The sequence below is a fragment of the Streptomyces sp. NPDC034049 genome (genome assembly GCF_055575575.1).
Genome location: NZ_JBVISJ010000004.1, coordinates 323,746 through 344,370, shown reverse-complemented (window position 1 = coordinate 344,370; position 20,625 = coordinate 323,746). Strand labels below are relative to the sequence as shown.

Annotated in this window: 12 protein-coding genes and 1 pseudogene; 8 read left to right on the top strand and 5 right to left on the bottom strand. The window is 70.9% G+C overall.

What is annotated here, in order from left to right; genetic code table 11:
• The first annotated feature begins 6 nt into the window (after positions 1-6).
• From fdhD to ACZ52C_RS14725, 3 genes are all read left to right on the top strand, one after another.
• Positions 7-879 carry a formate dehydrogenase accessory sulfurtransferase FdhD gene (gene fdhD, locus ACZ52C_RS14735; RefSeq protein WP_469075071.1) on the top strand — a complete coding sequence of 291 codons (873 nt, stop codon included), beginning with the start codon at positions 7-9 and terminating at the stop codon, positions 877-879.
• 487 nt (positions 880-1,366) lie between these two features.
• Complete coding sequence (locus ACZ52C_RS14730) at positions 1,367-3,346, top strand: exo-alpha-sialidase (RefSeq protein WP_469075070.1); 1,980 nt, start codon at positions 1,367-1,369, stop codon at positions 3,344-3,346.
• A gap of 10 nt (positions 3,347-3,356) precedes the next feature.
• Complete coding sequence (locus ACZ52C_RS14725) at positions 3,357-4,592, top strand: hypothetical protein (RefSeq protein WP_469075069.1); 1,236 nt, start codon at positions 3,357-3,359, stop codon at positions 4,590-4,592.
• On the opposite strand, the gene ACZ52C_RS14720 is transcribed toward ACZ52C_RS14725, so the two are convergent.
• Positions 4,531-5,574 (bottom strand): bile acid:sodium symporter family protein, encoded by a 1,044-nt coding sequence (locus ACZ52C_RS14720; protein ID WP_469075068.1) that lies wholly within the window; start codon positions 5,572-5,574, stop codon positions 4,531-4,533. The genes ACZ52C_RS14725 and ACZ52C_RS14720 overlap by 62 nt on opposite strands.
• Positions 5,575-5,714: 140 nt before the next feature.
• On the opposite strand from ACZ52C_RS14720, the gene ACZ52C_RS14715 reads away from it, so the two are divergent.
• The 3 genes from ACZ52C_RS14715 (at position 5,715) to ACZ52C_RS14705 (ending at position 9,919) form a co-directional block, all read left to right on the top strand.
• A complete protein-coding gene (locus tag ACZ52C_RS14715; protein ID WP_469075067.1) occupies positions 5,715-6,590 on the top strand; it encodes a LysR substrate-binding domain-containing protein in 876 nt (291 codons plus the stop codon).
• Positions 6,591-6,865: 275 nt separating this feature from the next.
• Entirely contained in the window at positions 6,866-8,692 is a 1,827-nt protein-coding gene (locus tag ACZ52C_RS14710; RefSeq protein WP_469075066.1) for an AMP-dependent synthetase/ligase, read from the top strand.
• Between the two features lie 390 nt (positions 8,693-9,082).
• Positions 9,083-9,919 carry an aldo/keto reductase gene (locus tag ACZ52C_RS14705; protein WP_033529749.1) on the top strand — a complete coding sequence of 279 codons (837 nt, stop codon included), beginning with the start codon at positions 9,083-9,085 and terminating at the stop codon, positions 9,917-9,919.
• A gap of 52 nt (positions 9,920-9,971) precedes the next feature.
• On the opposite strand, the pseudogene ACZ52C_RS14700 reads toward ACZ52C_RS14705, so the two are convergent.
• From ACZ52C_RS14700 to ACZ52C_RS14685, 4 genes and pseudogenes are all read right to left on the bottom strand, one after another.
• Positions 9,972-10,710, bottom strand: a pseudogene (locus ACZ52C_RS14700) (SDR family oxidoreductase).
• A gap of 143 nt (positions 10,711-10,853) precedes the next feature.
• A complete protein-coding gene (locus tag ACZ52C_RS14695) occupies positions 10,854-11,789 on the bottom strand; it encodes a class I SAM-dependent methyltransferase (protein WP_469075065.1) in 936 nt (311 codons plus the stop codon).
• A 104-nt stretch (positions 11,790-11,893) separates the two neighbouring features.
• A complete protein-coding gene (locus ACZ52C_RS14690) occupies positions 11,894-12,490 on the bottom strand; it encodes a dihydrofolate reductase family protein (protein WP_469075064.1) in 597 nt (198 codons plus the stop codon).
• 180 nt (positions 12,491-12,670) lie between these two features.
• Positions 12,671-14,380, bottom strand: a complete 1,710-nt coding sequence (locus ACZ52C_RS14685) for a glycoside hydrolase family 6 protein (protein WP_469075063.1) — start codon at positions 14,378-14,380, stop codon at positions 12,671-12,673.
• A 377-nt stretch (positions 14,381-14,757) separates the two neighbouring features.
• On the opposite strand from ACZ52C_RS14685, the gene ACZ52C_RS14680 reads away from it, so the two are divergent.
• Both ACZ52C_RS14680 and ACZ52C_RS14675 read left to right on the top strand, forming a co-directional pair.
• A complete protein-coding gene (locus ACZ52C_RS14680; protein WP_469075062.1) occupies positions 14,758-17,673 on the top strand; it encodes a glycoside hydrolase family 48 protein in 2,916 nt (971 codons plus the stop codon).
• 115 nt (positions 17,674-17,788) lie between these two features.
• Positions 17,789-20,464: a cellulose binding domain-containing protein gene (locus ACZ52C_RS14675; RefSeq protein WP_469075061.1), complete on the top strand. Its 2,676-nt coding sequence runs from the start codon at positions 17,789-17,791 to the stop codon at positions 20,462-20,464.
• Positions 20,465-20,625 lie beyond the last annotated feature (161 nt).

Sequence of the window (20,625 nt, the reverse complement as noted above, 5' to 3'; positions counted from 1 at the left end):
CACGACATGGGACGAGTCACGGAACGACGCAAGGTGATCCGCATCCGGGACGGCGCGGTCTCCACCCGCCCGGACACGCTCGTCGCCGAGGAACCGATGGAGATCCGGCTGAACGGCAAGCCGCTCGCGATCACCATGCGCACCCCGGGCGACGACTTCGCCCTGGCGGCGGGGTTCCTGGTCAGCGAAGGGGTGCTCGCCGAGCGGTCGGACCTCCAGAACATCGTCTACTGCGCGGGCGCGACGGAGGACGGTTCGAACACGTACAACGTGGTGGACGTGCGGACGGCCCCGGGAGTCGTCGTCCCCGACATCACCCTCGAACGGAACGTCTACACGACCTCGTCCTGCGGGCTGTGCGGCAAGGCGTCGCTGGACGCCGTCCGGACGACCGCCCGGTGGCCCGTCGACGACACCCGGGGCGGTGACGCTCCCCCGGTCCGGCTCGACCCCGACCTCCTCGCGGGCCTCCCCGACCGGCTCCGCGCGGCCCAGCGGGTCTTCGACCGGACCGGGGGTCTGCACGCGGCGGCCCTGTTCAGCGAGGCCGGTGAACTGCTCGACATACGGGAGGACGTCGGGCGGCACAACGCGGTGGACAAGCTGGTGGGGCGGGCCCTGCAGAGCGGGTCGCTGCCGCTGTCGAGGGCGGTGCTGCTGGTCTCGGGGCGGGCCTCGTTCGAGCTGGCGCAGAAGGCGGTGATGGCGGGGATCCCGGTGCTGGCGGCGGTGTCGGCGCCGTCGTCCCTCGCGGTGGACCTGGCGGCGGAGACCGGGTTGACCCTGGTGGGCTTCCTGCGGGGCGCCTCCATGAACGTGTACGCGGGCGAGCACCGTATCGCTCTGCGGGCCGCGGCCGGGGTCGACCAGAGCGGCTGAGCGGTGCCTCCGCGACACGGCGGTGGGGCCCCTTGCGGCGGGGAGCGCCCCCTGCGCCGCCGGGGGCTCCGCCTTTGCCGCCGGGTACGCGCCGTGGGCCCACTGGTTTCGTTGCCGGGTGCGGGTGAGTGGGGCTTCTCGCGCAGTTCCCCGCGCCCCTGAAAAGCAGGGGCTGCGCCCCATGCTTTTCAGACCCGCGGCCCCGTCGCCTTTCAGGCCCGCAGCCCCGTCGCCTTTCAGGCCCGCAGGGCCGTGGTCTTTCAGGCCCGCAGGGCCTGGTCTTTTAGGGGCGCGGGGAACTGCGCGAGAAGCCCCACCGGACCCGCACCCGCCCACGCGACCGCACCCCCCACCCCCTGACGCGAAACACGCCCACCCACCCGCACGGTTCTTGTGAGCCCCGGGACCCCCACGTACGGTCATGGCCCCACATCGGACGTGGGACGTCCGATGTCCCTCCTCAGACGGATGAAGGGCTGGCCACACCGTGCCGTCGACTCCTCGCGCACGCCGCAGATCTCCCCTCAGATCTCCCCTCAGCTCATCCCTCACCTCCCCGCTCACCGCGGTACTCACCACCACCGCCCTCCTCACCCTCGCCCACCCGGCCGGAGCCGAGCCCCGACAGGCCACCGCCACCGTCACCGCCGCCGCCGAGTTCGAGCAACAGGTCCTCTTCAAGGCCTCCCAGGAGCCCGGCTACGCCTGCTTCCGCATCCCGGCGATCGTGCGGAGCACCACCGGCACCTTGCTCGCCTTCGCCGAGGGCCGCGTCCTGAACTGCGGTGACGCCGCGGACATCGACCTCGTCGTGAAGCGCTCCACGGACGGCGGCCGCACCTGGGGCCCGCTGCGGGTGGTCAACGAGGGCCGGGGCGACACCCACGGCAACCCCGCCCCCGTGGTCGACCGCCGAACCGGCCGCATCGTGCTGGCGGAGACCTACAACACGGGTCGCCTCGACAGCGCCGGCTGCGACGTCCCCTGCGACCGCGCCCCGCATCTGCAGTACAGCGACGACGACGGGCTGACCTGGTCCGAACCGCGCGCCCTGAGCGACCAGATCCGCCCGTCCGGCTGGAACTCCTGGTACGCCACCGGCCCCGTGCACGGCATCCAGCTCACCCGGGGCCGGCACACCGGCCGGCTCGTCCTCGGCGTCAACGCCGAGACCTGGGCGGACGGCCGGGTCACCGCCAACCACGCGGCGCTCGTGACCAGCGACGACGGTGGGCGGAACTGGAAGGTCGGTGCCACGGACACCTGGCCGGTCGCGGACGACGGAACCTTCCGCCAGAAGCCGTCGGAGCTGACGCTCGCCGAACGCGCGGACGGCTCGGTGCTGGTCAGCGGGCGCGAACAGGACGGCACCGACCTGGGCCACCGCGGCCAGACCGTCAGCCGCGACGGCGGTACCACCTTCGCCGCGCCCTTCAAGGCGCTCCCGGACCTCTACACGCCCCAGGTGCAGGGCTCCCTGCTGCGCCTCGGCGACCGCATGCTGCTGGCCGGCCCGGCCGACCCCGACCGCCGCCGCACGATGGCGATCCGCTCCTCGTACGACGGCGGACGCACCTGGGAGAGCGTGGACCGGGGCACGGTCGTCACCACGGACTGGTCCGGCTACTCGGACCTGGTGCGGATCGACGGCGACACGGCCGGCGACGCCGTCGTGGGGCTGCTGTACGAGGGCGGCGCGGTCGATGCCCGGGACGAGATCCGCTTCGCCCGGTTCACGGAGAGCTGGCTGAAGGCGCGCCGCGGCCCGGACCCGACGACGCCCGACAGGGCGCCCGGCGGCCGGCCGGCGGCCGTGCTCGGGGGCGCCCGGCCCACGGACGGCGTGGTCGGCGGCGCGCTCGACTTCGACGGCGCGGACGACGCCGTACGGCTGCCGTACCGGCCCCGACTCCCGCTCGGGGACGGGGACTTCACCGCCTCGCTCTGGTTCCGGTACACGGCGGCCACCGGGGAACAGCCGATGCTGTGGATGGGCGGGGTCGGGACCACACAGCCCCAGGTGTGGCTGCGCGGGGAGCCGGCGGCCGGGCGGCTGACGGGGCTCGTCACCGTGCGGGACGGGGCCTCGCCGCCCCGGACCGCCTCCGTGCGGACCACGGAGGCGTACAACGACGGGGAATGGCACCGGCTCGTGCTGCGGCGCGAGGGGGGTGCCTCGCGCGCGGGCGCAGCCGAGCGTGCGGGAGGGCAGCTCACCCTCTTCGTCGACGGCACCGCGTTCAGCACCGCCGACGTCCCCGGATCGGTCAGCCGGAACTCGCCGTTCGGGGTGCACATCGGGCAACGGGTGGACAGCCGCGCCCACTTCACCGGCGCGATCGACGAAGTGCGGCTGTACGACCGGGCGTTGAGCGACACGGAAGTGGCCAGGCTCGCTCCGCGGGACGCCGCGCGACGGGGCGAGATCCTGCGCCTGCCCATGGACCGGGTGGACGCGGCCCACTAACGTCCCTTCCGTGCCCGACGACGCGGGAGCGCGACAGCGGACGGGGGCCGGACCGGTCCTGATCCTGGCCCTGGTCCTGGCCCTCGCCGCCGTGCTGCTCACCGCCCTCCCGGACGACGACCGGGAGGGCGGCGTCGCCTGCACGGCCCGTACCGTCCGGGACTGGGCCCCGGAGGCCGCGCTGACCGGCGAGTTCACCCGCTACGGCGACGACGCGACCCGCACCGACGACTGGACCGGCGGCGACGGCACCCACTCGGTGGCGCTCCCGGACGGGCGGGTGCTGTGGCTGTTCTCCGACACCTATCTGGGCCAGGTGCACCCGCCGCCCAACCCGGCCGGCGAGTCCGTCACCTGGCGGGACGTCTCGACGCCCCTGGTGCGCAACTCGGCCGTGGTGATGTCCCCCTCGGGCCGGCTGGAGTCGACGCTCCCGGCGCCCGTCTTCCCTGACCCGGCCCCGCAGCGGTGGCGCTGGCCGGTGGCCGCCCGGGTCGAGCCCCGCTCCCCCGGCTCGGAGGAGAAGGTCGTGCGGGTGCTGTTGTGGACCCGTACGGCGGGGCGGTCGCCGTGGATCTACGGGGTGCCCACCGCGACCGAGGTGGCCACCCTGTCGCTGCCCGGTCTGCGGCTGGAGGGGATCACGACGGTGCTGGACCAGGCGGCGGTCGCCGATCCGGCCCGGCGAGTGCTGTTCGGGACGACGGCCGTGGACGCGGGCGAGTGGACGTACGTCTTCGGCGGCACCGACGCCCAGGCCGCCTCCCGGCCGTCCTCCCACGCCTATGTGGCGCGGGTGCCGCGCGGCCGGCTCGGGGAGCCGGGGGCGTGGGAGTACTGGGACGGCTCGCGGTGGGCCGTGCGGGGCCGGCCGGCGGCGGTGCTCGGCAACGGCGGGGACAAGGGGGTGGGCAGCGCCTTCACCGTCGTCCGGGACGGGCGCACCTATGTGCTGTTCACCATGGCCGCCGGGACGGCGGGGCTCACGACCGTGACTGCGTACTGGGCGTGCTCCCCCGCCGGGCCCTGGCACGGGCCCACCGAGGGGTTCGACGCCCCGCTGCCGCGGAGCGGTGTCGCGGCGTACAACCCGCAGGCGCACCGGGCGGTCGGCGACGGGAGGCTGGTCCTCAGCTACGACGTCAACTGGCTGGACGCCGACGCGGCGGCGGCGCAGCTGAACATCACCCGGAACGCGTCCCTGTACCGACCGCGGTTCGTATCGCTTCGTCTCGCTGCTCCGTGACCGCCGGCTCCTCCACCGGGTCGTGGGCGCGGCGCTTGGCGATGACCGCGCAGACCATGAGCTGCATCTGGTGGAAGAGCATCAGCGGCAGGACGGCGAGGGACGCCTCGGGGCCGAACAGGACGCTCGCCATGGGCAGTCCGGAGGCGAGGGACTTCTTGGAGCCGGCGAACTGGATGGCGATCCGGTCCGCGCGGTCGAAGCGCAGGGCCTTGGCGCCGTACCAGGTGAGCAGCAGCATCACGGCCAGCAAGGCCGCCTCGACGACGAGGAGTCCGGCGAGCCGCAGCGGGCTGACCTGGCTCCAGATGCCGCGCACCATGCCCTCGCTGAAGGCGACGTAGACGACGAGGAGGATGGAGCCCCGGTCGACGAGGCCGAGGATCCGCTTGTGCCGGGTGACGAAGCCGCCGATCCAGCGGCGCGCGAGCTGTCCCGCGACGAACGGCACCAGCAGCTGGAGCACGATCTTCACCAGCGAGTCGGCGGAGAAGCCGCCCGCGCTGCCGCCCAGCAGGCTCGCCGCGAGCAGCGGGGTGATCACGATGCCCGCGAGGGAGGAGAAGGAGCCCGCGCAGATCGCGGCGGGCACATTGCCCCGGGCCATCGAGGTGAAGGCGATGGAGGACTGGATCGTCGACGGGACGAGGGTGAGGAAGAGCAGTCCGGTGGCGAGGGAGGGGCTCAGGATCACCGGTTCGAGGCCGCGGGCCGCGAGGCCCAGCAGGGGGAAGACGACGAACGTGCAGGCGAGGACGGTGAGGTGGAGCCGCCAGTGCTTGAGGCCGTCGACGGCCTCGCGGGTGGAGAGCCGGGCGCCGTAGAGGAAGAAGAGGAAGGCGATCGCGGCCGTGGACGCCCCCGAGGCGACCTCGGCGGCCGTACCCCGCGCGGGGACGAGGGCGGCTACGCCCACCGTCCCGAGCAGCAGCAGGATGTACGGGTCGATCGGCATCCAGTTCGGCCACTTCAGGCGTTTCACGGTGCTCCACGTACTTTCGATGAGGGTGCGTCAGGGCCGGAAGGCCCCTCTCCATCGTCCTCTCCCGGCCCTTGATCGGGAATCCTTCATACCGCTCTGACTGTCATCACGTCCTGCGATGAGCGGATAGGGTGGGGATCGTGTACGACCCCTCCCAGCTGCGTACCTTCCTGGCCGTGGCCCAGACACTGAGCTTCACCCAGGCCGCCCGGCGGCTGGGGCTGCGGCAGTCCACGGTGAGCCAGCACGTGCGCCGGCTGGAGGACGCGACCGGGCGGCAGCTGTTCTCCCGGGACACGCACTCCGTGGAGCTGACGGAGGACGGCGAGGCGATGCTCGGCTTCGCCCGGCGGCTCCTGGAGGTGCACGAGCAGGCGGCGGCGTTCTTCACCGGGACCCGGCTGCGCGGACGGCTGCGGTTCGGCGCCTCGGAGGACTTCGTGCTGACCCGGCTCCCGGAGATCCTGGAGGCCTTCCGGCACGACCATCCCGAGGTGGACCTGGAGCTGACGGTCGAGCTGTCGGGCACGCTGCACGAGCGGCTGGCGGCGGGCAAGCTCGATCTGGTGCTGGCCAAGCGCCGCCCGGAGGACCCCCGCGGCGAGCCCGTCTGGACGGACCGCCTGGTGTGGATCGGCGCGGAGCGGCTCCGCCTCGACGCCGACCGCCCCGTCCCGCTGATCGTCTATCCGCCGCCGGGCATCACCCGTGCCCTGGCCCTGGAGGCGCTGGAGCGTGAGGGCCGTGCCTGGCGCGTCGCGTGCACCAGCGGCAGCCTCAACGGTCTGATCGCCGCCGCCCGCGCGGGCCTCGGCGTGATGGCGCATTCCCGTCGCCTGGTGCCTCCCGGTCTGGTCCGTGTCCCGGAGCGGGCCGGGCTGCCGGAACTCGGGGAGGTCGACTTCGTCCTCGTGCACGGCCGGCGCCCGGGTGCGGCGACGAGCGCGGCGGACGCCCTCGCGGCGGCCATCCTCGCCGGCGGCGACCGGCTCCACGGCCGCGCGCGGGGGGTGTGACGCTCCCGGAGGACCTGAACGAGGCTCACGTTTCCCCAGGCCAGAGCGTCTCCGCGAGGACGCGGACCGTGACCGGGGCGTGCGGGTTCGGTGGAGATTACGGCCCCGAAACTTACTGACGCGTCAGGAAATGTGCCGGAGACCTCCCCATCTGCGCGTGTTTTCCGGCGCGGCCCCCTGCCGCACCTCCCGATGCGCCCCCTCCTGAACCCTCCCGCCCGTTCTCCCGGTGAGGTAGCTTTCACGCGCTGTGCGGAGCGCCACGAGGAGCGGGTTTGCGCGAGTTCACCAACCCCCCGTTGGCGTCGGCGCCGCCGGTGGGCGGTCTGGCCGACGTCGTCTTCGAGTACGCCCAGGAGGACCCGACGTACATCGCGCTCGGCCGCAAGGACGAGCGGGGCGAGTGGCGCGACGTGACCTCCGCCGAGTTCCGCGACGAGGTCCTCGCGCTGGCGAAGGGCCTGCTGGCCCAGGGCATCCGCTTCGGCGACCGGGTCGCCATCATGTGCCGTACGCGCTACGAGTGGACCCTCTTCGACTACGCGCTGTGGACCGTCGGCGCCCAGGTCGTCCCCGTCTACCCGACCTCCTCCGCCGAGCAGGTCTTCTGGATGCTGTACGACTCCCAGTGCACCGCGGCCATGGTCGAGCACGAGGACCACGCGATGACCATCGCCACGGTCATCGACCGGCTCCCGCAACTGCGCAGGCTCTGGCAGCTGGACGTGGGCGCGGTGGAGGAGCTGTACGAGTCGGGGGCGCACCTCGACGACGAGATGGTGCACCGGCACCGCCGCGCGGTGACCCCCGAGTCGATCGCGACGATCATCTACACCTCCGGCACGACGGGCCGCCCGAAGGGCTGCGTCATCTCGCACGCCAACTTCATGGTCGAGGCGGACACGGTCATCGAGCGCTGGGCGCCGCTGTTCAAGTCCCGCAAGGGCGACGAGGCGGCGACGCTGCTGTTTCTGCCGCTCGCGCACGTCTTCGGACGGATGGTGCAGGTCGCGGGCATCCGCGGGAAGGTCAAGTTCGGCCATCAGCCGCAGCTCAACGCGGCCGTCCTGCTGCCCGACCTCGCGGCCTTCCGGCCGACGTTCTTCCTCGCGGTGCCGTACATCTTCGAGAAGGTCTTCAACGCGAGCCGGCGCAAGGCCGAACGCGAGGGGAAGGCCGCACCGTTCGAGAAGGCCGTCGAGGTCGCCGTGAAGTACGCGGACGCGATGGAGGCGCGGGCCTGGGGCATCGGTCCGGGCCCGTCGGCGGGGCTGCGGATGCAGCACCAGTTCTTCGACAAGGTCGTCTACGGCAAGATCCGGGAGGCCATGGGCGGCCGGATCAAGTACGCGATGTCCGGCGGCTCGGCGATGGACCGCCGGCTCGGCCTGTTCTTCGCGGGCGCGGGCGTCCACATCTTCGAGGGGTACGGCCTGACGGAGTGCACGGCGGCCGCGACCGCCAACCCGCCGGAGCGCACCCGGTACGGCACCGTCGGCCAGGCCATCCCCGGTATGACCGTGCACATCGCGGACGACGGCGAGATCTGGCTGCGCGGCCCCAATGTCTTCCAGGGCTACCTCAACAACCAGAAGGCCACCGACGAGACCCTGCACGACGGCTGGCTCGCCACCGGTGACCTGGGCTCCCTCGACGAGGACGGCTATCTCACCATCACCGGGCGCAAGAAGGAGATCCTGGTGACCTCGGGCGGCAAGAGCGTCTCGCCCGCGATCCTGGAGGAGCGGGTGCGCGACCATCCGCTGGTCGCCCAGTGCATCGTCGTCGGCAACGACCGCCCGTACATCGCCGCCCTGGTCACCCTGGACGGGGAGGCCGTCGAGCACTGGCTGCAGATGCACAACAAGGTGAAGCTGTCGGCGGCCGAACTGGTGCGCGATCCGGAGCTGGAGACCGAGGTGCGGCGGGCGGTGGTCGCCGCCAACACCCTGGTCTCGCAGGCCGAGTCGATCCGCACGTTCCGGATCCTCGCCCATCAGTTCACCGAGGAGCACGGCCTGCTGACGCCTTCGCTGAAGCTGAAGCGGAAGGCGATCGAGAAGGCGTACGCCACCGAGGTCGAGGCGCTGTACCGGGCGTGAGCGGGTTCGCCGCCTCGCCGGTCGGATCAGTGATCCGCGAGGAAGGTGTCGACGTCGGCGCGGGAGACGTCGATGGGCGTGGTCGAGCGCTTCTTGTTGAGGATCCGGCGCACCGAACCGCTCCGCCCGGTCGAGCCGGACAGCACCGTTGGAGCAGGGGTCCGTCCCGGACGGTGGGTCCGCCGTGGCTGGTCGCGCAGTTCCCCGCGCCCTTTCGGGTTTCTTCAGGTCACCTTTGGGTCCAGGTCCAGACCGATACGCTGGAACCGCCGGATCCATTTCCGGCCAATCTGCGATTCCGGGGGCGAGCTGGCCGCTCAGGAATGCATCGCGCCCCGTGATCGTTGACGATGGGAAGCACCACCCGACGACTTAAAGGATCGAGAGCTCGTGAGCAGCAAGGTCCCCCCGATCATCCTGAACAACGGCGTCGAGATGCCCCAGCTGGGCTTCGGCGTGTGGCAGGTGCCGGACGACGAGGCCGAGCAGGCGGTCACCACCGCGCTGGAGGCCGGCTACCGGAGCATCGACACCGCCGCGATCTACGGAAACGAGGAGGGCACCGGCAAGGCACTCGCCAAGGCCGGCGTCGCCCGCAAGGACCTCTTCGTCACCACCAAGCTCTGGAACAGCGACCAGGGCTACGACTCCACCCTGCGCGCCTTCGACGAGTCCCTGGACAAGCTCGGCCTGGAGTACGTGGATCTGTATCTGATCCACTGGCCGCTGCCGGCCCGGGGCACCTTCGTCGACACCTTCAAGGCGTTCGAGAAGCTCTACGCCGACGGCCGCGCGAAGGCGATCGGTGTCTCCAACTTCCTTCCGGAGCACCTGGAGACGCTGATCGAGGCCACGAACGTCATCCCGGCCGTCAACCAGATCGAGCTGCACCCCCACCTCCAGCAGCTCGCCGCCCGGGAGTACCACGCGGAGCAGGGCATCGCCACCGAGGCCTGGTCGCCGCTCGGCCAGGGCAAGGGGCTCCTGGAGGTCCCGGCGATCATCGCGATCGCGCAGAAGCACGGCCGCACCCCCGCCCAGGTGGTGCTCCGCTGGCACCTCCAGCTGGGCAACGTGGTCATCCCCAAGTCCGTGACCCCGTCCCGCATCAAGGAGAACATCGAGGTCTTCGACTTCTCCCTGGACACCGAGGACATCGCCGCGATCAGCGCGCTGAACGAGGACCGCCGTATCGGCCCGGACCCGGCGACGTTCAACCAGGCCTGAGACAGGCCACGAGACTGCCGCCGGAAGCCGTCCGACGGCGGTCTCGTCGCGCTCAGACCGGCTGCCCGATCGGCCGCACGACCACGGTGTTGATGTCGACCCCGGCCGGCTGGCGGATCGCCCACACCACGGAGTCGGCGATCTGGTCGGCGGTCAGCAGGTGTCCGGGCGGCAGGCTGCCGTAGCTGTCCCAGAACGGGGTCTCCACCCGGCCGGGAGCGATCAGCGTCACCCCCACCCCCCACTCGGTGACCTGCCGCCGCGTGTTCTCGGCGAGCCCGGTGACCGCCCTCCCCCACTCTCGGCTTCGCTCGAGCGGGAGGTACCCCCATGGTCGCCCCGTAGATGTTGCCGGGCGCGTGGATGAACCCGGCGACGCTGCCGACCAGCATGATCCGGCCCCGGGTCTCCTTGAGGGCGTCGATGGACGCCCGGATCAGCAGGGCGGGCCCGAGCACATTGGTCAGCACCATCTCCGGCCAGCCGGCCGGATCGCCCTCGGCGACCGTGTCGTGGGTGCCGAAGCCGGCGTTGGCGAGGACGGTGTCGATCCGCCCGAACTCCTTCAGCGTGGCGTCCACCGCCGCCTGTACGTCCGTGTACTCGGCCGCGTGCCCGGGCAGGGTCAACAGCCCCTCCGGGTCGCCGAGTCCGGCCGCGAACGCCTGTAGCCGCTCAGCGCCGCGGCCGGTGACGGCGACCCGGTGGCCGAGGTCGAGCAGCTGCCGGGCGACGGCGGCCCCGATACCGCTGGATCCGCCGGTGATGAGCGCCACTGGTGCGTCGGTCATGGAAATCCCCCTGTGGTTCCGGTCGGCCGGAAGGGCTCCGGCCGACCTGCGGAGTCCACCACTTGAAGCGCTCTCGAAGTCAAGCTCCGCCGGAGCGGGGGGACTTCACCGGGTGGCCGGGGACTTCACCGCGCCCCGACTCGTCAGCGCCGGGCGACGTGCACCGTCTGGGCCGCGAGGACGAACAGGTCTGTGCGGTGGTGCAGGCTCGCCTTGTCGTCGGCGTCGAGGAGGCGGTCCACCGTCGCGAGGTCGGCGGCGTCGAGGAAGTCCGCGAGCGTTCCCCGGGCGCGCTGGAACTGGCCCACGACGTAGGCGCGTGCGGCGTCGGAGACCGGGGCCGGGAGGTCCAGCAGGAAGGTGCGGGACGTGGCGTCACGCAGGCCCACGGCGGTGAGGAGCCCCGGCCAGTCCTCGGTCTCCGGGACGCTGCCGGGCACCGAGGTCCGCATTCTCTCGGTGAACCACCGGTCCTCCGCGGCGTCGATCCGGGACTGCAACCCGGGGCGGCCGATGCCGAGGTCACGTGGCAGGAACCGGCTGGGGAGCCCGCCCTCCACGATGGCCAACGTGCCGCCGGGGGCCAGGCGTTCGGCGAAGGCGGCGAGGGCGGCACGCTGGTCGCCGAGGTGGTGCAGGCTGCGGCTGGCCCACATCAGGTCGGCCGGGTAGTCCAAGTCGCTCAGCCCGCCCGGCAGTTCGGCCTCCAGGGTGCCGAACCGGTCGGTGAGGCCCAGCTCTTCCGCCCGGCCCCGCGCCCGTTCCAGCAGGGGGCCGGAGCCGTCCAGCGCGACGACCCGGGCGCCGGGGAACGTCTCGGCCAGCAGACAGCTCACCACCCCCGGGCCGCTGCCTACGTCGACGACCAGCCCCGGCTCGGGCTGCCGTGTGGCGATCCACGCGGCGGCCTGCCGGTTCAGCGGCGCGAACAGTTCCGCCTGCCCCTCCAGATATCCGGCCAGCTCCGCCCAGTCGAGGTCGGTGCTGTGGCCGGGGCCGTGCGCGTGGCCGGGGCCGTGGTCCTGTCCGCACCGGTGTCCGTGCTGGTGCGGGTCCTGGCCGTGGTGATGCTGTCCCATGGCGGTGAGCCTCTCTTCCGGGTGCCGTCAGCCTGCTCCGACACACCGGAGGACCGCCACTCCTCTTGCGGTATCGGCAAATCGCCTGTGCCGGTTCGGCCCGCTCAGCCCTGCTCCGCCGGCCGGTACACACAGACGTTCGCGCCCGTGCCGCTGGTGGTCGTGGAGACCAGTTCCAGGGCGTGTCTGGCGCCGCCACCGGGGAAGATCGTCTTTCCGCCGCCGAGGAGGACCGGCATGACGATCAGGACCAGCTCGTCGACGAGTCCCTCCGCGAGGAGGGTGCGGGCGAGGGTCGCGCTGCCCATGACCAGCAGATCGCCTCCCTCGGCCTCGCGAAGCGCCCGAATCTCCGCGAGCGCCTCCGCCCCCGGGACGAGCACGCTGTTGTCCCAGGTGAGGTCGGCGTCGGTGAGCGTCGTGGACACCACGTACTTGCGGATGGCGTTCATCCGGTCGGCGAAGGGGTCGCCCGCGCGGTCGGGCCACGCGCCGGCCATGGCCTTCCAGGTGCGGCGGCCGTACAGCAGGGCGTCGGCCTTCTCCAGCGCGGCGTCCCAGGCGCCGCCCACGATCTCCGGGTCGAAGAACGGGTGGGTCCAGCCGCCGTGGGCGAACCCGCCCTCGGTGTCCTCGTCGGCACCGCCGGGCGCCTGCACGACACCGTCCAGGCTCATGAACTCGCAGATCACGATGCGCATGGGGTTCTCTTCTCTCGTACCGTCACGGGCTTACGGCGAAGGAGACCGCCGCGCCGCCCGGAACTCATCGCATCCACCCACCTCCCTCATCGTGACGTGGCTCACACGGACGTGCCACCGGTCCGCCAGGGGGTGGGGGAAGCGGGACTGACCCCTGACGGACCGGTTCATGGGAGCGGATCAGAGCGCGGGGTACGCGTTCTGCATCAGCTGCTGGAACTGGGCGGAGAACCACTGCCCGGAGATCGGCGCGTTCGCCAGCGCGCCGGACATGTTGTTGCCGTTGCGCGGGTTGCCCGTGTACGTCGGGTCGCACATCCGGTCGAAGCCCTTGCCCTCGTCGTTCGGGATGGCGGAGCTGGACCCGTCGGACTCACCCGGCGGCTTCATCCACACATAGGCGTCGATACCCGGCTCGGGCGAGGCCTTCGGCCGCTCACCGAGTCCGGCCCCGGACTGGTTGCACCAGTTGCCGATGTGGATACGGCGGTCGTAACGGCCACCGTCGACGAAGGTGTCCACATTGGTCGTGGCGCCCGGACCGCTCGGCCGCGCGCTGCCGCCCCAGCCGTTCCTGGAGGTGTCGATCAGCATGCCGATGTTCGAGTTGAACCCGACCGAGACCAGCTGGTTGCGGAAGGCCTGGGCGAAGGACAGCTCGTCGACGTAGCGGTTCCAGTCGACCCACTTCGACTCACGGACGGAGGTGCCGCCCACGGACGAGTTGATGGTGAAGTTGTTCTCCTTCAGGGCGCTGTAGTTGGCCGTGTTGGTGATGAAGCCGTGGACGTCGTTGACCGTGGCACCCTCGGCGGTCGCCGCCTCCTTGAAGACGGTGGCGGAGGCCCCGAAGTTGTCGTCCCAGCCGATCCAGCCGTGGTGGCCGGCATCGACGTAGTTGTAGACGTTCGGCACGTCACCGAGCTTGTTGAGGGCGTAGCCGACGCCCTTGACGTAGTTGCCGTTGGCCTTCATGACATCGCACTCGGGGGTGGCCGTCGGACGGCTGCCGGTGTTGGTGACCAGGTTCGGCAGCGAGTCGATCTCGACGGTCGTGACGATCCGCAGGCCCGCGTACTTCGGGTCGGCGAGGATCGCCTTGATCGGGTCGATGTACTGCGTCTTGTACTTGTCGATCTCCGTGGGGCCCAGCTCGCCGTTGGAGGCGAGGGCCGCGCAGTCACGGCCGGGCAGGTTGTAGATCACCAGCTGGATGGCGAGTTCGCCGGAGCCCTTCTGCCGCAGCGCCTCGTCGAGGTGGGCGCGCAGCCCCATCTTGCCGCCGGTGCCGGCGATGGCGGCGATCCGGTCCAGCCACACACCCGTGGGCTGGCTGGAGATCCGGCTGCCGCCCGGTTCGGCGGCGGCCTTCGCGGACCACTCGGGGTTCACGTACACCTTGGCGCCGGAGTAGGGGTTGTCGACCTTCGTGCCGGGCGTGCCCGGGCCGGGGTCGGTGCCACCGCCGCCGCCGTCGACGTTGCAGGTCACGCCGTCGAGGGTGAACGTCGTCGGGAGCGCGTTGGTGCCGCTGTAGGAGGCCTGGAAGCCGAAGCTGACCGAACCGCCGGTGGCCAGCGTGCCGTTGTAGGTCTCGTTGGCGGCGGTCACCGCCGAACCGCTCTGCGTGATCCGGGAGTTCCAGCCGCTGGTGACCTGCTGGTTGCCCGCGTACGACCACTTCACGGCCCACGAGGACTTCGCCGCGCTGTTGTTGGTGACCGTCACGGCGGCGGTGAAGCCGGTGGACCACTGGTTCTGCACCTTGTAGTCGACCGTGCACGGGATCGCCTGGACGCCGGCGTCGTCGGGCACCGCGGCCACGGCGGTCCCGGCGGCACCGGCGACCAGCGCCATCGCCGCGAGGAGTGCTGTTCTGGTACGGCTCATGAGTGCGGGTTTCCTCTTCCGTAGTGGGGTGTACGAGGAGGAGTCGTCGCGCAGTCGCCGAGGCGAGTAAAAGACCTGAACGCTAGGGGTGCTCGGAGCGTCCCTCGCAGCTCGGACGCGCCTGGGACGAGCGCGTCGACTGGTGGAACCGCTCCCACTGGTGCTGGTGAAGGTAGCGCCAAGTGACGGTAAAAGACAGAGGTGTTGCGTTATTGCGGCCGATGAATCTTTTCCGTCTGATCGAATCTTTTCGACTCTTCAAACACCTTGACCCCCTGGGCCCTCCTCCTCAATATGGGAGCGCTCCCACTGGTTCAAGGCTTGTTGTTGCTGCTCCGCCCCCACCTTCGTAAGAGCCGCACGGAAGGAACCAGAGCATGCACCCCAGACGGAGACGCCGTGCCTCGCGGCGCCTGTGGACGGCCGTGGTCGCGGCCCTCACCCTCCCCTTGACGATGCTCGGAACGGGATCGACTCCCGCCAGCGCCGCGGCGGTCGCCTGCAACGTCGACTACAAGACCAACGACTGGGGCTCGGGTTTCACCGCCGAGCTCACCCTCTCCAACCGGGGCACCGAGGCCATCAGCGGCTGGACCCTGACGTACGACTACGCGGGCAACCAGACGCTCACCAGCGGCTGGAGCGGCACCTGGTCGCAGTCCGGGAAGACCGTGACCGCCCGCAACGCCTCCTGGAACGGCACGATCGCCGTCGGGGCCGCGGTGACCACCGGCGCCCAGTTCACGTACAGCGGCACGAACGCCGCGCCGACCAACTTCGCGATCAACGGCACCGCGTGCGTGGGCGCGCACCAGCCCCCGATCACGGTGCTGACCAGCCCGGCGCCGGGCGCGGTGTACACACAGGGCACGGCCGTGCCGATGGCGGCCACCGCCGCCGCGGCGGACAGCGCGACGATCACGAAGGTCGAGTTCTACGACGACACCACGCTGCTGGGCACGGACACGACCTCGCCGTACACGTACTCGGCCACGGGGCTGAGCGTCGGCAGTCACTCGCTGGTGGCCAAGGCGTACGACAGCCTGGGCGCGTCGGCGAACTCCACGCCGGTCGGCATCACGGTCGCCTCGGGTCCCGCCGTGGTGGTCTCGCCGACCCAACTGGGCGTGCGCCAGGGCCAGTCGGGCACCTACGACGTGAAACTTTCGACCCAGCCGTCCGGCAATGTGACGGTGACGACCGCGCGGGCGTCCGGCAACACCGGACTGTCGGTGACGGGCGGCGGGTCGCTGACCTTCACGCCGTCGAACTGGAGCACGGCCCAGAAGGTGACGATCACCGCGAACGCCTCGGGCACCGGCTCGGCCGTCTTCGACTCGACGGCGACCGGGCACGCCAAGGCCTCGGTGACCGTGACCCAACTGGCCGCGTCGAGCGAGTACGACGAACGGTTCCTGGAGCTCTACGGCAAGATCACCAACCCGGCGAACGGCTACTTCTCGCCCGAGGGCATCCCGTACCACTCGGTGGAGACGCTGATGGTCGAGGCGCCGGACCACGGGCATGAGACCACCTCGGAGGCGTACAGCTACCTCCTGTGGCTCCAGGCCATGTACGGCAAGGTTACGGGCGACTGGTCCAAGTTCAACGGGGCCTGGGAGATCATGGAGAAGTACATGATCCCGACCAAGCCCGACCAGCCCACCAACTCCTTCTACAACGCCTCCAAGCCGGCGACGTACGCCCCCGAGCACGACACCCCCAATGAGTACCCGGCGCAGCTGAACACCGGTGTCTCGGTCGGCCCGGACCCCATCGCCGCGGAACTGAAGAGCGCGTACGGCACGGACGACATCTACGGCATGCACTGGCTGCAGGACGTCGACAACGTCTACGGCTACGGCAACTCGCCCGGCAAGTGCGAGGCGGGGCCGGCGGACACCGGGCCGTCGTACATCAACACCTTCCAGCGCGGACCGCAGGAGTCGGTGTGGGAGACGATCCCGCAGCCCACCTGCGACCAGTTCAAGTACGGCGGCACGAACGGGTATCTGGACCTGTTCACCGGTGACGCGCAGTACGCCAAGCAGTGGAAGTTCACCAACGCGCCGGACGCCGACGCGCGGGCCGTGCAGGCCGCCTACTGGGCGGACATCTGGGCCAAGCAGCAGGGCAAGGGCTCGGACGTCTCCGCGACCATCGGCAAGGCCGCGAAGATGGGCGACTATCTGCGCTACGCGATGTACGACAAGTACTTCAAGAAGATCGGGAACTGTGTGGGGGCCACGTCCTGCCCGGCCGGCACCGGCAAGGACGCCTCGCACTACCTGATGTCCTGGTACTACGCGTGGGGCGGCGCCACCGACACCTCGGCCGGCTGGGCCTGGCGCATCGGTTCCAGCCACACGCACGGCGGCTACCAGAACCCGCTGGCCGCCCATGCCCTCGCCAACTACGCCCCGTTGAAGCCCAAGTCGACGACCGGGCAGGCGGACTGGGCCAAGTCGCTCGACCGGCAGATCGAGTTCTACCGCTGGCTGCAGTCGAACGAGGGCGGCATCGCGGGCGGCGCCACCAACAGCTGGGCGGGGCGGTACGCCACTCCCCCGGCCGGGACGCCGACCTTCTACGGCATGTTCTACGACGAGAAGCCGGTCTACCACGACCCGCCGTCCAACCAGTGGTTCGGCTTCCAGGCGTGGTCCATGGAGCGGGTCGCCGAGTACTACCAGCAGACGGGCAACGCCGCGGCGAAGACCGTGCTGGACAAGTGGGTCGACTGGGCGCTGTCCAAGACGACGATCAATCCGGACGGCACCTACCGGATTCCGTCGACCCTTCAGTGGTCGGGTGCGCCGAACACCTGGAACGCGTCGAACCCCGGCACCAACGCGGGACTTCATGTCACCGTCGCCGACTACACCGACGACGTGGGTGTGGCCGCCGCGTACGCCAAGACCCTGACGTACTACGCGGACCGCTCCGGTGACGCCGACGCGGCCCGGGTCGCCAAGGCGCTGCTCGACGGCATGTGGGACCACCACCAGGACGGGCTCGGGATCGCCGTTCCGGAGACCCGGGCGGACTACAACCGGTTCGACGACCGGGTGTACGTGCCGAGCGGGTGGACCGGGAAGATGCCCAACGGCGACACGATCGACTCGAACTCGACCTTCACCTCCATCCGGTCGTTCTACGAGGACGACCCGGCCTGGTCGAAGATCGAGGCGTATCTGGCCGGCGGGGCCGCGCCCTCGTTCACGTACCACCGGTTCTGGGCCCAGGCGGACATCGCCTTGGCCATGGGTTCGTACGCGGAGCTCCTGGAGTAGCGCCGCCGAGGTCGTATGACAGCCGCGCGCCCGTACGTGGCTGGTCGCGCAGTTCCCCGCGCCCCTTCGGGGCGCGGGGATCTTTTCCCCCCACTCTCAGGAGAGGCCCCCCACTGTGCGAAGAACCCGCATCCTCACCACCGTCCTGGCCCTCGCGGCCGGCCTTCTCGCCGGATCCCCACCCGCGTTGGCCGCCGACAGGCCGGAGAAGTCGGTGGCGATCGCCGCCGACACCTACACCTGGAAGAACGCCCGGATCGACGGGGGCGGCTTCGTCCCGGGCATCGTCTTCAACCGCAAGGAGAAGGACCTCGCGTACGCCCGTACCGACATCGGCGGGGCCTACCGCTGGGTGGAGTCGTCGAAGACCTGGACACCGTTGCTCGACTCCGTCGGGTGGGACGACTGGGGGCACACCGGTGTGGTGAGCCTCGCCTCCGACCCGGTCGATCCGAACAAGGTGTACGTGGCGGCCGGGACGTACACCAACAGCTGGGACCCGGGGAACGGGGCGATCCTGCGGTCGTCGAACCGGGGGGCGAGCTGGCAGAAGACCGGTCTGCCGTTCAAGCTGGGCGGGAACATGCCGGGGCGGGGCATGGGCGAGCGGCTGGCCGTGGACCCGAACCGCAACAGCGTGCTGTATCTGGGGGCGCCCAGCGGCAAGGGGCTGTGGCGGTCCACCGACTCGGGGGTCACCTGGTCGCAGGTGACCAATTTCCCGAACGTCGGCAACTACGTGGCCGATCCGTCCGACACCAGCGGGTACTCCAGCGACAACCAGGGCATCGTCTGGGTCACCTTCGACGAGTCGACGGGCACCTCCGGGAACGCCACACGGACCCTCTACGTCGGCGTCGCCGACAAGGAGAACGCGGTGTACCGGTCCACGGACGCGGGGGCCACCTGGTCGCGGCTGGCCGGGCAGCCGACCGGCTATCTGGCCCACAAGGGCGTCCTCGACACCGTGAACGGCCAGCTGTATCTGTCGTACAGCGACAAGGGCGGTCCGTACGACGGCGGCAAGGGTCAGCTGTGGCGGTACGCGACCGCGTCGGGCACCTGGACGAACATCAGCCCGGTGGCGGAGGCCGACACCTACTACGGCTTCAGCGGGCTGACCGTGGACCGGCAGGACCCGGGCACGGTCATGGCGACGGCGTACAGCTCCTGGTGGCCGGACACCCAGATCTTCCGCTCCACGGACAGCGGCGCCACCTGGACCAGAGCCTGGGACTACTCGTCGTATCCGAACCGGGCGAACCGCTACACCATGGACGTGTCCTCGTCCCCCTGGCTGACCTGGGGCGCCAACCCCTCGCCGCCCGAGCAGACACCCAAACTCGGCTGGATGACCGAGGCGCTGGAGATCGACCCGTTCGACTCCGACCGGATGATGTACGGGACCGGCGCGACGATCTACGGCACGGAGAACCTGGGCAACTGGGACGGCGGCGGCCAGTTCACCATCAAGCCGATGGTGCAGGGCCTGGAGGAGACGGCCGTCCTCGACCTGGCCTCTCCCCCGTCCGGCGCGCCGCTGCTCAGCGCGCTCGGTGACATCGGCGGCTTCCGGCACACGGATCTGACGAAGGTCCCGTCGATGATGTTCACCCAGCCGAACTTCACGACGACGACCAGCCTGGACTACGCCGAGTCCAACCCGAACACGGTGGTGCGGGTGGGCAATCTGGACTCCGGCCCGCACATCGCGTTCTCCACGGACAACGGCGCCAACTGGTTCGCGGGCACCGACCCGTCGGGCGTCAGCGGCGGCGGGACGGTGGCCGCGGCCCCGGACGGCGGCCGGTTCGTGTGGAGTCCGGACGGCACGGGTGTGCGGTACACGACCGGCTTCGGCACCTCGTGGTCGACGTCGAGCGGCATCCCGGCGGGCGCGATCGTGGAGTCCGACCGGGTGGACCCGAAGACCTTCTACGGCTTCAAGTCCGGGAAGTTCTACGTCAGTACGGACGGCGGGGCCACCTTCACCGCGTCGAACGCGACCAACCTGCCCAGCGGTGACAGCGTCCGGTTCAAGGCGCTGCCCGGGGTGAAGGGCGACGTCTGGCTGGCCGGCGGCGCGACCGACGGGGCCTACGGGCTCTGGCACTCGACGGACGCCGGCACCACCTGGACCAAGCTCCCCGGTGTCGAGCAGGCCGACACGATCGGCTTCGGCAAGGCGGCGACGGGAGCCTCGTACCAGACCCTCTACACCAGCGCCGAGATCGGTGGCGTACGCGGCATCTTCCGGTCGACGGACAAGGGCGCGAGCTGGACCCGCATCAACGACGACGCCCACCGATGGGGCTGGACGGGTGCGGCGATCACGGGTGACCCGAGGGTGTACGGGCGGGTCTACATCGCGACGAACGGGCGCGGGGTCATCTACGGCGACTCCTCCGACACGGGAGGCGGCGGGGGCGGGGGCGGCGGTACGGACCCGGACCCCGAGCCCGAGCCGACGGGTGCGTGCGCGGTGACGTACACGATCACCAACCAGTGGTCGGGCGGCTTCCAGGCGGACGTGCGGCTCGCCAACACGGGCGCGAGCGCCTGGTCCGGCTGGACGCTCGGCTGGACCTTCCCCGACGGCCAAGGCGTCTCCCAGCTCTGGAACGCCACGCACACCCAGACGGGGTCCGCGGTCACGGCCCGGAACATCGGCTGGAACGGCACGGTGGCGGCGGGTTCGTCGGTGAGCTTCGGCTTCACCGGAAGCTGGTCGGGGACGAACGGCGAGCCGACCGCGTTCAAGCTCGGTGACCAGTCCTGCACGGTGACCTGACACCCCGCGCAGGACGGGGAGAGGGCGCGCGTCCGGGTCGGCGCGCGCCCTCTTCGTACCATGGGCACCGGTATGTCGCACCGAGTACACCCTCCCCTATCGACATGTTCATGGCGGGCACAGAGGGGCATCCCAGAGTGTGTACGCACGGCTCGCCCGGA

Excerpts from the sequence above, each read along its gene's own strand:
- fdhD (WP_469075071.1), top strand. The coding sequence starts at position 7 with ATGGGACGAGTCACGGAACGACGCAAGGTGATCCGCATCCGGGACGGC.
- ACZ52C_RS14695 (WP_469075065.1), bottom strand. The coding sequence starts at position 11,789 with ATGGGACAGCATCACCACGGCCAGGACCCGCACCAGCACGGACACCGG.
- ACZ52C_RS14690 (WP_469075064.1), bottom strand. The coding sequence starts at position 12,490 with ATGCGCATCGTGATCTGCGAGTTCATGAGCCTGGACGGTGTCGTGCAG.
- ACZ52C_RS14685 (WP_469075063.1), bottom strand. The coding sequence starts at position 14,380 with ATGAGCCGTACCAGAACAGCACTCCTCGCGGCGATGGCGCTGGTCGCC.
- ACZ52C_RS14680 (WP_469075062.1), top strand. The coding sequence starts at position 14,758 with ATGCACCCCAGACGGAGACGCCGTGCCTCGCGGCGCCTGTGGACGGCC.